The organism is Micromonospora sp. NPDC047074, assembly GCF_040643815.1.
Taxonomy (GTDB): domain Bacteria; phylum Actinomycetota; class Actinomycetes; order Mycobacteriales; family Micromonosporaceae; genus Micromonospora.
On the sequence record NZ_JBEYVB010000052.1, the window covers coordinates 1 to 14,973 of the forward strand.

The following is a 14,973-nucleotide window of genomic DNA, read 5'->3' on the forward strand; positions in this document are numbered from 1 at the left end:
CACCACATCACCCACCTCTCAGGCCCCCCCCTCTCCATAACCCGCCCACCCCCCCCGCCCCCCCCGGCGCGGGGGCGCCCCCCCCCCCCCCCGCCCCCCGGCCGCGTGGTCCCTCCCGCGCCATTTCTGTTGCTGACCCGGCGGTGCGGGCCGCCGGTCGCGCGGTTACCCTGCGGCGGTGACGGTCGGTGGGGAGGCGGAGGGGTTGGCGGCCTCGTTGGCCGACCGGCTCGACACGGTCACCTTCCTCGACCTGACCACGGACCAGGTCACCGCCCGGCTGATCGACGCGGTGGTCGACTGGGCGGGGGAGCGGGGCTGGCGGGTCTACCGGCGGGCGTCCAGCGTGCTGCCGTTGCCGCCGCCGATGTCCGCCCGGCAGTCGGTGCTCGACGTGGCCTGCGCCCGCCCGGACGGGCCGCCGGTCGTCGTCGAGGTCGACCACGGTACGCGCCGCCGCACCTGGGAGAAGCTGCTCGCCGAGGCCGACGCGGGGCGGATCGCGCTGTGGGTGCGCTGGGGGGCCGGCCGGCTGACCGCGCCACCCCCGCCGATCAGGATGGTGACCTGCGAGGTGAGCAGACGGTCGGACCCGGCCGGCCGGGGCTTGCTGCACAGCCGCGCGCCGCGCGCCGACAGGCTGCCGCCGGCGCACTCCTCGGTGCGGGTGGGGGAGGCGGCCGCCGTGGAGCTGCCGCTGCCGCCGACCGGGCCACCCACCCCCGAAACCTGAGCGGGGCGGGAGGGGCCGCCTCCCGCCGGCCGGTCAGGCCAGCCGGACGAAGGCGTCCGCCCACGACGTGTGGTTGAAGCCGTTGCCGGAGTCGGCGGCCCGTACGACCAGGCGCAGCAGCCGGGCGCCCCGGACGTCGACGTCCACCGGTTCGGGCCCGGTGGACGCCCGCAGCACACCGCTGCTGTGCACGAGCCGGTCGTCGGCCCACACCTCGGCGATCGTGTTGCCCCGCGCGCTCTGCCGGGCGCTGAAGTCGTCGATCCCCACAAGGGAGGTGAACCGGGTGGCCCGGCCGCCTAGGTGGTAGGTGACCTCGGAGTGGGAGTGGACACCGAGGCCCCTGGCGTGGACGGTGCCGCCGAAGGAGATCGGGGTGCCGTCCCCGGCGGCCTGCCTGCCGTTGCTGGTGTCCAGCTCCACCGGGCCCCAGCCGTTGACGGCGGTGATCCAGGGCAGGTCGCTCAGGTACGAGTCGGTGGTCGGCGGAGGTGGCGGTGGGGTGAAGCGGCGCTCGGCGCGGAAGGTGAGCGGCGCGTCGCGGGCGACGGCATGACCCCGTACGGCCAGCGGCCACCGCGTCGTCGTGGCCTGCGCGGGCACCCGGACCCGCCAGGTGGTGCTCACCCGGGTGCCGGGGGCGAGGCGGCCGAGCCCTCGGCTGGACGCCGGCTCGACGGTCCACTCCGGCGGTGCGGAGAGCACCAGCCGGGCGCCCGTCCAGGGCACCGCCGAGCCGTTCGCGAGGGTGGCGGTGATCGTGTACGTGACGCCGGGGAGCAGCAGGTCCGGGGTGTCGAGCGTGACGCCGTAGCCCTCGCGCGTGACCTCGTCGGCCCAGGACTGCCGCAGGAGCCCCACCAGCCGGGTCGCCACCTCGGGGTGGGTGGCCGCCAGGTCGGTCGTCTCGCCGACGTCGTGGGCGAGGTCGTACAGCTCGACCTGCCACTGGTCGTCCGGGACGGTCCGGTCCCTGCCCGGCGCCCAACGGATCACCTTCCAGTCGCCTTCGCGCACCGCCTCGGCCGCCCGCTGCAGGCGGTCACCGTCGACGGCGCGGGCCCGCCGGGTGTTGCCGTTGTCGAGCCGCCAGAAGTAGAGGTACGGCTGCGCGGCGGCGGCCGTGGGGCGCGGCCTGAGCAGCGAGCCGAACGACCGGCCGTCGATGTCGCGCGGTCCGGGAACGCCGGCGAGGTCGGCGAGGGTGGGCAGCAGATCGGTCTGCTGGGTCACCCGGTCGGTCACCCCGGGTCGGATCCGGCCCGGGCCCCAGGCGATCAACGGGACCCGCACCCCGCCCTCGTGCAGGTTGCGCTTGTAGCCGGTGAGGGGACCGTTCGCGTCGAACCGGTCCGGGTCGAAGCCGCCCTCCTCGTGCGGGCCGTTGTCGCTGGTGACCAGGACCACCGTGGACTCCAGCAGGCCCTGCGCGGCGAGTTCGTCGACAAGCTCACCGACGTACGTGTCGATACGGGTGACCTGGGCCGCGTGGCCCCGGTCAGCCGAGGGCCAGTCCTCGTCGGCGTACGGCTCCTGGCTGGGCACGTCGCTCGGGGAGTGGGGCAGGTTCGGGGTGACCACGAGCAGGAACGGCTCGGCGCGGTGGGCCCGGATGAAGTCGAGCGCCCGGGCGTGGAAGAGGTCTGGGGCGAAGGTGGTCGTGCCGGACCCGGCGTTCCCGGGCAGTTCGAGCCGCTCCCCGTTCTGCCACAGGTACGACGGGTGGTAGTCGTGCGCGTGGCCGTGCGTGATGTAGCCGAGGAACTCGTCGAACCCCCGGGCGTTGGGGTGGCTCGGCTGGTCGCCGCGCTCGGGACCGAAGCCCCACTTGCCGAACAGCCCCGTGCGGTAGCCCCGGGCGCGCAGCACCTCGGCGAAGGTGGTGTCACCGTCGCGGAAGGCGATCGAGTCGGGGTCGCCCCCGGGGTTGTTGCGCACCGGCCCGTGGCCGGCGTGCAGGCCGGTCAGCAGCGCCGAGCGGGAGGGCGCGCAGACGGCCGCGGCGGAGTAGGCGTCGGTGAAACGCAGCCCTTCGGCGGCGAGCCGGTCCAGGCGCGGCGTCGCGATGGTGCGCTGCCCGTACGCGCCGAGTTCGCCGTAGCCCAGGTCGTCGGCGAGCACGAGGACGATGTTCGGCCGGGGCCGCCCGGTGGTCCTCGGCTCGGCGGTGGCGACGGACGGGAGCGCTGCGGCTCCGAGGCCGGCGGCGGTGCCGGCGAGGAGTTGACGACGGGTGATCATGGAGTGGCCTCCGGGGTCAGGGCCCGCTGTCGGGGGAGTGGACGACGCGGGCGGGGCGTCTCAGGCGCAGCGGAAGCCGACGTTGGACGCCGCTGAGTCAGGGGTGTTCCCGGAGCGGGCCGCGACCCGGTACCGGTAGCAGTAGGAGTCGTGGCACAGGAAGGAGCCGCCACGCATCACGCGTCGGCCGGCGGCGTCCGGTTCCGCCGGCCCCTGGGGGTCGACGACCCGGCTGCCGGCGCGCCGGGCGTAGGTGTCGGGGGCGAACCAGTCCGCGCACCACTCCCACACGTTTCCGACGGTGTTGTAGAGGCCGTAGGCGTTGGGGGCGTACTGCTTGACGGGTGCGGTGCCGACGAAGCCGTCGTCGGCGGTGTTCCGCCGGGGGAAGTCGCCCTGCCAGATGTTGCAGTTCCACCGGCCGCGCGGGAGCAGGTCGTCGCCCCAGGGGAACCTCGCCCCGTCGAGGCCGCCCCGGGCGGCGTACTCCCACTCGGCCTCGGTGGGCAGGCGCTTGCCCGCCCAGTCGGCGTACGCGCGGGCGTCGTTCCAGGACACCTGGACCACCGGGTGGTTCTGGCGGTCGGTGATCGAGGAGGCGGGCCCGTACGGGTGGCGCCAGTCGGCGCCCCGGACCACGAGCCACCAGGGGGTGCCGGTGGCGGCGCCGAGGACGTCGGCACGTTCGGCCCTCAGTTGAAGGTGGAAGACCGCGGAGACGCCGAGCGCCTCGGCCTCGGTGACGTGGCCGGTGGCCTTGACGAAGGTCGCGAAGGCGGCGTTGCTGACCGTCGTGGCGTCGATGGTGAAGGCGCTGACGGTGACCTCGTGCACGGGCCCCTCGCCGTCGCCCGGGTAGCCCTCACCGTGGGCGTCGCCCATGGCGAAGCTCCCCCCGGGGAGGCTGAGCTGGCCGCGCGTGGAGCGCGCCCGGCCAGCCTCCCGGGGAGCCGGATCGGGCTGCCGTGGCCGGCGGCCGATCTGGAGCAGCCCGCCGGTCGCCGCCGCCGGACCCAGGGAACCGGGTGCGCAGCAGCTCGGTGTGCTGGCGGCGGCGGTGCCGTGGCGATGCGCGGAGGTCATCGCAGGGCGGCCGCTGTGGGCAGCAGCGCCGGCACCTCGTCGCCCGGCTGGAACGTCAGCCGCGTCGGCGCGCCGTAACGGGTGAGCTTTCCGTCGGCGTACGCCGTGCCCTGAAAGGTGACGGTGATCGGGGCCTTGCCCGCGCGCAGGGTCGCCAGCGGGGCGTCGACGTCGTCGAGCCAGCGCAGCAGCCGGTCGCCGAGCCGCCGGGTGACGTTCGGGTACGTCGTGGCCAGGTCGGTGGTCTCACCGATGTCGCTGTCCAGGTGGTAGAGGTCCCAGTCGCGGGTCTCGTAGTCGTAACTGAGCTTCCACGGGCCCGACCGGATCATCGTCTCCGGGTGCTGGTTGCGCACGCCGGAGACCAGGTATCCGGGCAGGTGCCAGAAGAGGGGGCGCGCGCCCTGCTCGGCGTTGCGGTTGCGCCAGATCCCGCTGAGGTCCACGCCGTCGGGGCGCAGGCCCCTGGGCAGGTCGGCGCCGGCCAGCCGTGCGAACGTCGGCAGGTAGTCGACCGCGTGGATCGGCGTCGAGTCGATCACGCCGCCGTCGACCAGGCGCTCGTTGCCACTCCACACGACGGCCGGCACCCGCAGCCCGCCCTCGCGCAGTTCACCCTTGTAGCCGCTGAGCCAGCCGTTGTCGGCGTTCGGGGTGCCGCCGTTGTCGGAGGTGAAGACCACGATGGTGTTGTCCGCCAACGGGTGCCCCGGGTTGCGGGGGTCCGGCGTGGTCTCGAGATGGGCCACGATGCGGGCCAACCCCTGGTCGAGGCCCTCCAGCAGCGCGGCGTACGACGCGTCCGCCGGGTGCCCGGGCACGGCCGGCTTGGCCTGGTACTTCGTGAGCAGGTCGGCGCGTGCCTGCTTGTCGCCGATCGGCGTGTGCACGGCGTAGTTGCTGAGCCAGGTGAAGAACGGCTGTTGCTTGTGGCGGTCGATGAAGTCGATGGTCGCGTCCGTCACCGCGTCGGTCACGTGCTTGTCGGTGCCGACGAGGGCGTCCAGGGTCGGCTCGGCGACGCCGTGGGAGTGCGGCTTGATGTTCTGGTCGACGTACTGCTGGGTGTAGTCGGCCGCGAACCTGTCCAGGGCCGGGGCGACGCTGTTGTTGAAATTCCCGTCGATGGCGTGGTACTGGCTGGCGTGTCCCGAGTTCGAGCCGCCCAGGTTCTCCTCGAACCCGAAGTCGGTCGTGATCTGCTCGGCGGTCCTGGTCACGTGGAACTTGCCGACGTACCCGGTCGCGTAGCCGGCGTCCCGCAGCGCCTCGCCGACGGTGTATGCCTCGCCCGGCAGCGCGTCGTCGCCGTCCGGGAGGCCCTGCGGCGGGCCGTCCAGCAGGGTGTCGTCGCCGCCGCGGTCGAGGTCGCCGACCAGGTAGAGGTTGTTCGTGGGGCGGGGTGCGTAGAGCCCGGTGAGGAGGGCGGCCCGGGTCGGTACGCAGTTGGGGCCGCCGTAGGCGTTGTCGAAGGCGATGCCCTCGGCGGCGAGGCGGTCGACGGTGCGGGTCGCGTGGTAGCCGCTGCCCGACCCCTTGTTCGTGCGGCCGGTGCTGACGTCGGCCCACCCCAGGTCGTCGGCGAGCACGAACACGATGTTCGGCTGCCCGGGGCGGGACGGGGCGGCCGGGGGGCCGGTCGGCGCGGCGGCGGTTCCGGTGGCGGCGAGAGCGGTGCAGCCCAGGGTGGCGGTGGCAGCGGCTGCGCCCAGTCTCAGGGCGAACGATGACATCGGGGGCGGTCCCTTCGAGTGGTCGATCGAGCGACCCGAATCCCACGATTCAGGGCCCTCGTCACTGGGGTCGGAACGGGGGGAGGTGGTCGACGGCGCGCCGGCTCACCGCGCCCTGGCTCGTGTGCCGCGACATCGCGGTACGCGCCCAGCCGTCGCGGCCCCCGACCGCCCCGAGGTTCCGCAGTGGAACGACGGGCGGCGTCGCGCCGGCCAACTCCCTATCATGCCTATCAGATTACTAGGGAATTGTGCGGCGAGGATATGGGACCTGCGTCACGCTGCTGGTCCCGCGCGTCGGTGAGGTCGAACGGAGCGTGGTCGTGGCCGGCCGTGCTCGTGGCCGACCGTGGTCGTGCCGGCCGCGGCCCGAATCAGTGCGCGGTGAGCTTCCAGTAGCCGCCGAAGTAGACGCGCTCCTTGGCGATGCCGCGTTCGGTGCACAGGTGCCGGCGGACGGTCGTGACCATGGCGGACTCGCCGGCGACGAAGGCGTACGGTGTGCCGGCCGGCAACGCCAGTTCCCGCAGCGCGCGGATCACCACGTCACTGCCGCCGGCCGGGGTGTCGCCGCGGTGCAGCCAGGTCAGCGTGGCGCCGGCCGGCGTGCGTACCTCGATCTCGTCTTCCGCGGAACCCACCTCGATCAGCGCGATTGCCCGGGTGTGCGCAGGCAGCGCCTCCAGGACGGCGGTGATCGCCGGCAGGGCCGTCTCGTCGCCGACGAGCAGTTGCCAGTCGGTGTCGGCGGGCGGGGCGTATGAGGCGCCGTCGCTGAACACGCCGATCCGGTCGCCGGGCGCGGCGGTGAGCGCCCAGGCGGAGGCCGGCCCGCCGTCGCCGTGCAGCACGAAGTCGATGTCCATCTCGCGCCGCGCGACGTCCAGGCGTCGGACGGTGTAGTTGCGGACCACCGGCCGCAACTCCTCCGGCATGGCCTTCAGGGCGGGCCACCACTGCGCGGAGTCCGGCAGGTGCAGTTCGGCGCCGGGCGCGGGCGCGAGGAAGATCCGCACCAGGTGGTCCGGCCCGTCGTAGCCGAAGCGGTCGATCTCGGCGCCGGTCAGGGTGATGCGCCGCAGGTGGGGAGTGAGTGGCCGGTTGGCGACGACCTCGGCGAGCATCGGGCGCCTGATGATCCCGGCATCGACCGCAATGGTGCCGACAGTCATGGTGTCGCTCCTTCCGGGCCCGTGAGCCACCCCTGTGCTCCGCGAGTTAGGTTAGCCTGGCCTGACTTCGGTGGAACTTCTGCCCCGTCCCATCGAGCGCCGGGAATCGGCGTGCGCGTGCGGAGGCTCCTCGGCGTCCCCGCCTCGGCTGCCGTGTCCGCTGTGGATCCATCGGCGATTACTGTGCGTGATTGCCTCCGGAGGTGCGGCCAGCGTGTCGCCCCGGTTGCCCCAGGTAAAGGGGTGTGTGAGGGGTCATCTCCGGCCGGGGCGCGGTAGATCGAGATTACGGAGCGCATGTTAGCTTAGCCTCCCCTTACTTATGGAGTGTTAGTTCTATGCGCGCAAACCGCTTCCTGGCCGGGGCCGTCGCACTGGCCGCGACGTTGGCACTCGCCGCCTGTGGTGGCTCCTCAGAGGCTGAGGACGCCCCCGCCGGCGGCAACAGCTCCGCGGCGTTCCCGGTCACGATCACGCACGCGTTCGGCACGACGACCATCAAGGAGAAGCCGCAGCGGGTCGCGACCGTGGCCTGGGCGAACCACGAGGTTCCACTGGCGCTCGGCATCGTCCCCGTGGGGATGGCGAAGGCCAACTTCGGCGACGACGACAACGACGGCGTACTGCCGTGGGTCGCCGAGAAGCTCGAGGCACTCGGCGGGACAGCGCCGGTGCTGTTCGACGAGAACGACGGCATCAACTTCGAGGCGGTCGCGGACACCCAGCCCGACGTCATCCTGGCCGCGTACTCGGGCCTGACCCAGCAGGACTACGACACCCTCAGCAAGATCGCCCCGGTCGTCGCCTACCCGAAGGCGCCCTGGGCCACGGCGTGGCGCGACACCATCAAGCTCGAGAGCCAGGCGCTCGGCCTCGCCAAGGAGGGCGACGCGCTGATCGCCGACATCGAGAAGCAGATGGCCGACGCCGCCGGCAAGCACCCGCAGCTGGCGGGGAAGTCGGCGATGTTCATGACGCACGTCGACCCGACCGACCTAAGCAAGATCGGCTTCTACACGACGCACGACACCCGGGCCCAGTTCTTCGCAGACCTCGGGATGACGGTCCCGGCCAGCATCGCCAAGCTCTCCGCCGGCACCGACAAGTTCACGCTGGACCAGAGCGCCGAGCAGATCCAGGTCTTCGACGACGTGGACGTCATCGTCGCGTACGGCGACGAGAAGCTGCTCGCCGCCGCGCAGGCCGACCCGCTGCTGTCGAAGATCCCGGCGATCAAGCGCGGCTCGGTGGTCATGCTCTCGGGCACCACGCCGCTGGGCACCGCGGCGAACCCGACCCCGCTGGCCATCCCGTTCGTGCTGAACGACTACGTCGCGATGCTCGCCAAGGCCGCCGACAAGGTGTCATGACCACGCTCGACCCGGCTGCCCTGCCGGACGTCGCCGTGGTGCGGCGTCCGGCACGGGTGCGTCTGCTGTGGTTCCTCGTCGCGGTGGCGGCGCTGCTGGCGTTCATGGTGGCATCGGTCGCGCTGGGCTCCCGCAACGTCGGCTGGTCCGACATCGTCGCCGCGTTCCAGGGCGCGGACGGGACCATGGAACAGGCCGCCGTCACGAAACGGATCCCGCGCACGCTGCTCGCCGTGGTCGTCGGCGCGGCGCTCGGCATGGCCGGGGCGGTCATGCAGGGCGTGACCCGCAACCCGCTGGCCGACCCCGGCATCCTGGGCGTGAACATGGGGGCCTCGCTGGCCGTGGTCACCGGAATGGTCATGTTCGGCCTCTCCACGCCGACCAGCTACCTCTGGGTGGCGATCCTCGGCGCCAGCCTCGCGGCTGTCTTCGTGTACGCCGTCGGCTCCCTGGGGCGCGGCGGTGCGACGCCGCTCAAGCTCGCGCTCGCGGGCGCCGCCACGTCCGCCGCGCTCGCGTCGTTGATCAGCGCCTTCGTGCTGCCCCGCAACGACGTGGCCGGCAACTTCCGGTCGTGGCAGATCGGCGGGGTCGGCGGCGCGAGCTACGACAGCATCCGGCACGCCCTGCCCTTCCTCGTCGTGGGTTTCGTGATCTGCCTCCTGTCGGCCCGGGCCCTGAACTCGCTCGCGCTCGGCGACGAACTCGCGGCGGGGCTCGGCGAGCGGGTCGCCGTGGTGCGGGGCGTCGCGGCGTTCGGCGCCGTGCTGCTGTGCGGCGCCGCCACGGCGGTCGCCGGGCCCATCGCGTTCGTCGGCCTGGTCGTCCCGCACGTGTGCCGCCTGCTGGTCGGGCTGGACCACCGGTGGCTGCTGCCGTTCTCCGCGCTGCTCGGCGCGTCCCTGCTGACCGCCGCGGACGTCGTCGGCCGGGTGGTGGCCCGCCCGGCGGAGATCGACGTGGGCATCGTGACGGCCCTGGTCGGCGCCCCGTTCTTCATCTACATCGTCCGCCGGCAGAAGGTGCGCGAGCTGTGAGCACGACGACTCTCGAGGCGGTCACCCACGGCCGGGTCCGCCGCACGTACCGGCGCCGCGCCGTGCTCGTCGTACTCGCCGTCCTGGTCGTCGCCATGTTCGCCGTCTCGTTGATGGTGGGACGCACCTTCTATCCACCGGCGGACGTCCTGGCGGTCATCGCCGGCGAGGACGTGCCAGGGGCCTCCTTCGCGGTGGGCACGCTCCGCCTGCCGCGGGCCGTCCTCGCGATCCTGGCCGGGGCCTGCTTCGGGATCGGCGGCGTCACCTTCCAGACGATGCTGCGCAACCCGCTCGCCAGCCCCGACATCATCGGCATCAGCTCCGGGGCGAGCGCCGCCGCCGCGTTCGCGATCGTGACGCTGCACCTCGGCGAGGCGGGGGTGTCCGCCTTCGCGATCGTCGTCGGGCTGGCGGTGGCACTTGTCGTCTACACCCTGTCGTTCAAGGACGGCGTCGCCGGCACCCGGCTCGTCCTGATCGGCATCGGCATCGCCGCCATGCTCGACAGCGTCACCGCGTACGTCCTCACCCAGGCCGCCGAGTGGGACCTGCAGGAGGCGCTGCGCTGGCTGACCGGCAGCCTCAACGGCACGACCTGGGAGGAGACCATCCCGGTGGCCGTCGCCGTGGCCGTCCTGGCTCCGGTGCTGCTGGGCCAGGCCCGCAACCTCTCCATGATGCAGCTGGGCGACGACACCGCGGCGGCGCTCGGGGTCCGCCTCGAACGCACCCGGCTCCTGGTCATCGTGGCGGCGGTCGGTCTCATCGCCTTCGCCACCGCGGCGACCGGGCCGATCGCCTTCGTCGCGTTCCTCTCCGGGCCGATCGCCGCCCGGATCGTCGGGCCGGCCGGCTCGCTGCTGCTGCCCTCCGCGCTGGTGGGCGCCCTCCTGGTGCTCGTCGCCGACTTCGCCGGCCAGTTCGCCTTCGACACGCGCTACCCCGTGGGCGTGGTCACCGGCGTGCTCGGTGCCCCCTACCTCATCTACCTGCTCATCCGGACGAACCGCGCGGGAGGCTCGCTGTGACCACCACCCATTCGCTCGCGGTCGAGGCTCTGACGGTCGGCTACTCCGACCGTGTCGTCATAGAGTCGCTCGACCTCGTCGTGCCCCCCGGGAAGATCACGGCGATCGTCGGCGCGAACGCGTGCGGCAAATCGACCCTGCTGCGGTCGATGTCGCGCCTGCTGGCACCCCGCGCGGGCCACGTCCTGCTCGACGGCAAGCAGGTGCACCGGATGCCGGCCAGGCAACTGGCCCGTACCCTCGGCCTGCTTCCCCAGTCGCCGACGGCGCCCGAGGGGATCACCGTGGCCGACCTGGTCGGTCGTGGCCGCAACCCGCACCAGCGCGTGTTCTCCCGGTGGAGCAGGGAGGACGACGTCGCCGTGGCGGCGGCGCTGGACGCGACGCAGACGGCGGACCTGGCCGACCGTCCGGTCGACGAACTCTCCGGCGGCCAGCGGCAACGGGTCTGGATCGCGATGGCCCTGGCCCAGCAGACGGACCTGCTGCTGCTCGACGAACCGACGACGTTCCTCGACGTCAGCCACCAGATCGAGGTCCTCGACCTGCTCACCGACCTCAACCTGAGGCGCGGGACGACGATCGTCATGGTGCTGCACGACCTCAACCTCGCCGCCCGGTACGCGGACCACCTCATCGCGCTGGCCGCCGGCAGGCTGCACGCCGCGGGCGAACCGGCACAGGTCCTGACGCGGGAGTGCGTCCGTGCCGTGTTCGGCCTGGAAAGCCAGATCATCGTCGATCCGACGTCGGAGAAGCCGCTGATGCTGCCGATCGGCCGCCACTACACGACGCGCCCGGACCCCGGGCTCGGCACCTGACGCCTCGTCGGGTATCGGCCGTCTCGGGTGGTCGACCGTCCGCTAGCCGGGCGCGGAACCGCCGGCCCTGTCGCCGTTAAGAATTAGGCCAGGCTAACCTGGCCCGTGATCGCTGGGAGGTCGCGGCTCGTGTACACATTCTCCTTCGTTTCCGCTGGTCTCTGATGCTCGTGGCAGGCGACGAGATCAGCGGTACGACGGTGCTCCGTCGCGCCCTGCGCCGCCAGCGCGGTCGCGTGGTGGCCGGCGTCGCGCTGCTCTGCACGCACCAGGCCACCGAAGCCCTCGTCCCGGTGGTGATCGGCGTGACCATCGACCGCGCGGTGGCCACCGGGGACACGCGCGCGTTGCTGCTCTCGCTCGCCGGTCTCGCCGCGCTGTTCACCGTCCTCGCCTTCGCCTACCGGACCGGCGCCCGGCTGGCGTTCGCCGCCGTGGAACAGGAGGCACACCTCGTACGGGTGGAGATCGCCGGCAGGGCGCTCGACCCGCGCGGGCAGCGGTCGGGCATGCGCGACGGGGAGCTGCTGGCGGTCACCGCCTCCGACGCCGAGTTGTCCGCGGTCGTCGTGCGGGTCGCCGGGCTCAGCGCCGCCGCGCTCACCGCCATCGTCGTCTCGGCCGTGGCGTTGCTCGTCGTCGACGTTCCGCTCGGGCTCGGGGTGCTCCTCGGCGTGCCCTTGGTGGTCGTCGCCCTGCACCGGATGGCGCCGCTGCTCACCCGGCGCAGCGCGTCCCAGCAGGAAGCCCTCGCCGGCACTACCGCGCTCGCCGTGGACCTCGTGTCCGGCCTGCGGGTGTTGCGCGGCATCGGCGCGCAGGACCACGCCGCACGCCGGTACGCGGTCGCCAGCCGCCACGCCCTCGACGTCACCCTGCGCGCCGCCACCACCAAGGGCCTGCACCTCGGGCTCACCACCACCGTGAACGGCCTCTTCCTCGCGGTGGTCGCCGGTGTCGCCGGCTGGCTCGCGCTGGAGGGCCGGCTCACCATCGGCGAGCTCGTCGCCGTCGTCGGGCTGGCCCAGTTCATCGCCGAACCCGTGCAGACGCTCGGCTACTCCGTACAGCTGTTCGCCATCGCCCGCGCCTCCGCGGCGCGGGTCGCCCGGGTGCTCGGTGCCGCGCCGCTCGTCCGGCCGGGTGACGCCGGGGCGCCCGCCCCGGACCCGTCGCGGCTCACCCTCGACGCGGTCGGGTACGCCGGACTCGACGGGGTGTGCCTGCGGGTCGGCGCCGGTGAGGTGCTGGGCGTGCTCGCCTACGATCCGGGCGACGCCGAGGCGCTGGTCGCGCTGCTGGCCGGCCGGGTGCCCAGGGAGGACTACCGGGGCACGCTGCGCATCGACGGCGTGCCCGCCGAGGAGTGGGACATCGACGCCGTACGGCGCACCCTCCTGGTCGAACAGCACGACGTGGCCCTGTTCGAAGGGACGCTGCGCGCCAACCTCGCCGCCGGTGCCGGCGTCGACGAGGCGGTCCTGCGCGCCGCGGTGCGTGCCGCGGCGGCCGAGGACGTGCTCGCCGCGCACCCGCACGGTATCGACCGCCTGCTCACCGAGCGGGGGGCGAACCTGTCCGGCGGGCAGCGACAGCGCATCGGGCTGGCCAGGGCACTCGTCGCCGATCCGCCGGTGCTGGTGCTGCACAACCCCACCACCGCGGTCGACACGGTGACCGAGGTGCACCTCGCCGACGGGCTGGCCGCGGCCCGTGCGGCGGCGGCCCGTGGCACGGTGCTGATCACCAACAGCCCGACCCTGCTGCGGATCACGCACCGGGTGGCCGTGATCGACCGCGGGCGGGTCATCGCGGAGGGCACCCACGAGCAGTTGCTCGCCAGCGACGCCCGCTACCGGGAGGAGGTCCTGCGGTGACCGACGGGCCGACCACAGCAGGCGTGCGACCCCGGCAGCTGCTGCCGACGGCCACGGCCCGGCAGACCTGGGCCGCGCTCCGCGCCGAGTTCGCCCGACTGCCCGGGCTCAGCGCCGGTGCCGGCACGTTGCTGGTCGCCGCCGCCGGGACCGGGCTCGTCGCCCCATGGGTCCTCGGCCGCCTCGTCGACGACGTCATCGCCGGGTCCGGCACGTCCCGGATCGTGGCGTGGGCGGGGGTGATCGCGGGCGCCGCCGTGCTCGCCGGACTCCTCACCGCGGTCGGTGCCACGGTCTCCGCGCGCCTCGGCGAGACCGTGCTGGCGCGGCTGCGGGAACGGGTCCTCGACCGTGCCCTGCACCTACCGTCGGCCACGCTGGAGCGGGCCGGGACCGGGGACCTGGTGGCCCGGGCCGGCGACGACGTGGCCGTGGTGACGAATGTGATCACCACCAGCGGTCCCGCCTTCCTCGGCGCGCTGCTGTCCATCGTGTTGACGGCGGTGGGGCTCTTCGCCCTCGACTGGCGGCTCGGCCTCGCCGGGTTGGCCGCGGCCCCGGCCTACGCGTTGGCGCTGCGCTGGTATCTGAGGCGGTCGGTGCCGTACTACGCGCGCCAGCGGGTGGCGACCGGCGAGCGGGCACAGGCGATGGCCGGCGCACTTCGCGGTGCGGCGACCGTACGCGCGTACCGGCTGGAGGACGCCCACGTCGCCCAGATCGCCGACCGTTCCGCCCTGGCCCGCGACCTGTCGTTGGAGATCTTCAATCTGCACACGCGATTCGGGTTGCGGGTGAACCGGTCGGAGTTCGTGGGGCTCGCGGCCGTGCTGCTCGCCGGCTTCCTGCTGGTGCGCGACGGCCTGGTCACCGTCGGCGCGGCCACCACCGCCGCGCTCTACTTCCACCGCCTCTTCAACCCGATCGGCCTGCTGCTGTTCCAGTCCGACCCCATCATGCGGGCCGGGGCGAGCCTCGCCCGGCTCGTCGGCGTGACCTCGCTGCCCGACTCCGCGTCTCCCGACGGCTCCGGGCCCGCCCGGCAGGGACGGCCCGGAACGGCGGCGCCGGGCGAGCCTGAGCCGGCGGGGCTGGAGGTGGTCGTCGCCCGGCACCGCTACGACGACGGACCGGTCGTGCTGGAGGACGTCACCCTCCATGTCGCACCCGGGGAACGCGTCGCTCTCGTCGGAGCCAGCGGAGCGGGCAAGAGCACGCTCGCCGGCATCGCCGCCGGAACCATCGCGCCCGCCGACGGCGCGGTGCGCCTGCGCGGCGTGCCGCTGGCACAGTTGGGGGAGCACCGGGTCCGCCGCGAGATCGCCCTGGTCAGCCAGGAGGTGCACGTCTTCGCCGGGACGCTCGGCGACGACCTGCGCCTCGCCGCTCCGGCCGCCACCGACGCCGAGCTGACCGCCGCTCTCGACCTCGTCGGCGTCACCGACTGGCTCCGTGCCCTGCCCGACGGCCTCGACACGAGCGTGGGGGAGGGCGGGCGGCAGCTCACCGCCGCCCAGGCCCAGCAGCTCGCCCTGGCGCGGCTCGTCCTCGCCGACCCCGCCGTCGCGATCCTCGACGAGGCCACCGCGGAGGCCGGCAGCGCGGGCGCGCGCGACCTCGACCGCGCCGCCGTGGCGGCCACCGAGGGCCGCACCACGCTGATCGTCGCCCACCGCCTCAGCCAGGCGGCGACCGCGGACCGGATCGTCGTGCTGGAGCACGGGCGCGTCGTCGAGCAGGGTACGCACGACCAACTGCTGGCGGCCGGGGGCGGGTACAGCCGCCTGTGGCGTTCCTGGAGCAGGCCCGGTCCCGTGGCCCCGAAGAGCCGCGCGGGCGAGGAGTCGGCCACCGCCTCCCGGTGACGGTTCG

General features: G+C 73.6%; 11 protein-coding genes. 7 read left to right on the forward strand and 4 right to left on the reverse strand.

Annotation, left to right across the window (positions count from 1 at the left end; all coding sequences use genetic code 11):
• The first annotated feature begins 178 nt into the window (after positions 1 to 178).
• Positions 179 to 733, forward strand: coding sequence for a hypothetical protein (locus ABZ809_RS31935; protein ID WP_357566363.1), 555 nt, complete (start codon positions 179 to 181; stop codon positions 731 to 733).
• 33 nt (positions 734 to 766) lie between these two features.
• Here the strand turns inward: ABZ809_RS31935 and ABZ809_RS31940 are convergent, their stop codons facing one another.
• The 4 genes from ABZ809_RS31940 to ABZ809_RS31955 all read right to left on the reverse strand — a co-directional run bounded on the left by ABZ809_RS31940 (position 767) and on the right by ABZ809_RS31955 (position 6,962).
• On the reverse strand, positions 767 to 2,974 hold the full coding sequence (locus ABZ809_RS31940) for a sulfatase-like hydrolase/transferase (protein WP_357566364.1): 2,208 nt from the start codon (positions 2,972 to 2,974) through the stop codon (positions 767 to 769).
• A gap of 60 nt (positions 2,975 to 3,034) precedes the next feature.
• The gene (locus tag ABZ809_RS31945; protein WP_357566365.1) at positions 3,035 to 4,057 is read right to left on the reverse strand and encodes a formylglycine-generating enzyme family protein; all 1,023 of its coding nucleotides are present in this window, start codon (positions 4,055 to 4,057) and stop codon (positions 3,035 to 3,037) included.
• Positions 4,054 to 5,790 (reverse strand): sulfatase-like hydrolase/transferase, encoded by a 1,737-nt coding sequence (locus ABZ809_RS31950; RefSeq protein ID WP_357566366.1) that lies wholly within the window; start codon positions 5,788 to 5,790, stop codon positions 4,054 to 4,056. Before ABZ809_RS31950 ends, ABZ809_RS31945 begins: the two co-directional genes overlap by 4 nt.
• Before the next feature lie 374 nt (positions 5,791 to 6,164).
• Complete coding sequence (locus tag ABZ809_RS31955; RefSeq protein WP_357566367.1) at positions 6,165 to 6,962, reverse strand: siderophore-interacting protein; 798 nt, start codon at positions 6,960 to 6,962, stop codon at positions 6,165 to 6,167.
• Between the two features lie 338 nt (positions 6,963 to 7,300).
• Between ABZ809_RS31955 and ABZ809_RS31960 the strand changes: the two genes are divergently transcribed.
• The 6 genes from ABZ809_RS31960 (at position 7,301) to ABZ809_RS31985 (ending at position 14,966) form a co-directional block, all read left to right on the forward strand.
• On the forward strand, positions 7,301 to 8,332 hold the full coding sequence (locus ABZ809_RS31960) for an iron-siderophore ABC transporter substrate-binding protein (protein WP_357566368.1): 1,032 nt from the start codon (positions 7,301 to 7,303) through the stop codon (positions 8,330 to 8,332).
• Entirely contained in the window at positions 8,329 to 9,372 is a 1,044-nt protein-coding gene (locus ABZ809_RS31965) for an iron ABC transporter permease (RefSeq protein WP_357566369.1), read from the forward strand. The genes ABZ809_RS31960 and ABZ809_RS31965 overlap by 4 nt, the downstream gene beginning before the upstream one ends.
• Positions 9,369 to 10,403, forward strand: a complete 1,035-nt coding sequence (locus ABZ809_RS31970) for an iron chelate uptake ABC transporter family permease subunit (RefSeq protein WP_357566370.1) — start codon at positions 9,369 to 9,371, stop codon at positions 10,401 to 10,403. Before ABZ809_RS31965 ends, ABZ809_RS31970 begins: the two co-directional genes overlap by 4 nt.
• On the forward strand, positions 10,400 to 11,224 hold the full coding sequence (locus tag ABZ809_RS31975) for an ABC transporter ATP-binding protein (RefSeq protein WP_357566371.1): 825 nt from the start codon (positions 10,400 to 10,402) through the stop codon (positions 11,222 to 11,224). Before ABZ809_RS31970 ends, ABZ809_RS31975 begins: the two co-directional genes overlap by 4 nt.
• 164 nt (positions 11,225 to 11,388) lie before the next feature.
• Positions 11,389 to 13,101, forward strand: a complete 1,713-nt coding sequence (locus ABZ809_RS31980; RefSeq protein WP_357566372.1) for an ABC transporter ATP-binding protein — start codon at positions 11,389 to 11,391, stop codon at positions 13,099 to 13,101.
• Positions 13,098 to 14,966, forward strand: a complete 1,869-nt coding sequence (locus tag ABZ809_RS31985) for an ABC transporter ATP-binding protein (RefSeq protein ID WP_357566373.1) — start codon at positions 13,098 to 13,100, stop codon at positions 14,964 to 14,966. The genes ABZ809_RS31980 and ABZ809_RS31985 overlap by 4 nt, the downstream gene beginning before the upstream one ends.
• Positions 14,967 to 14,973 lie beyond the last annotated feature (7 nt).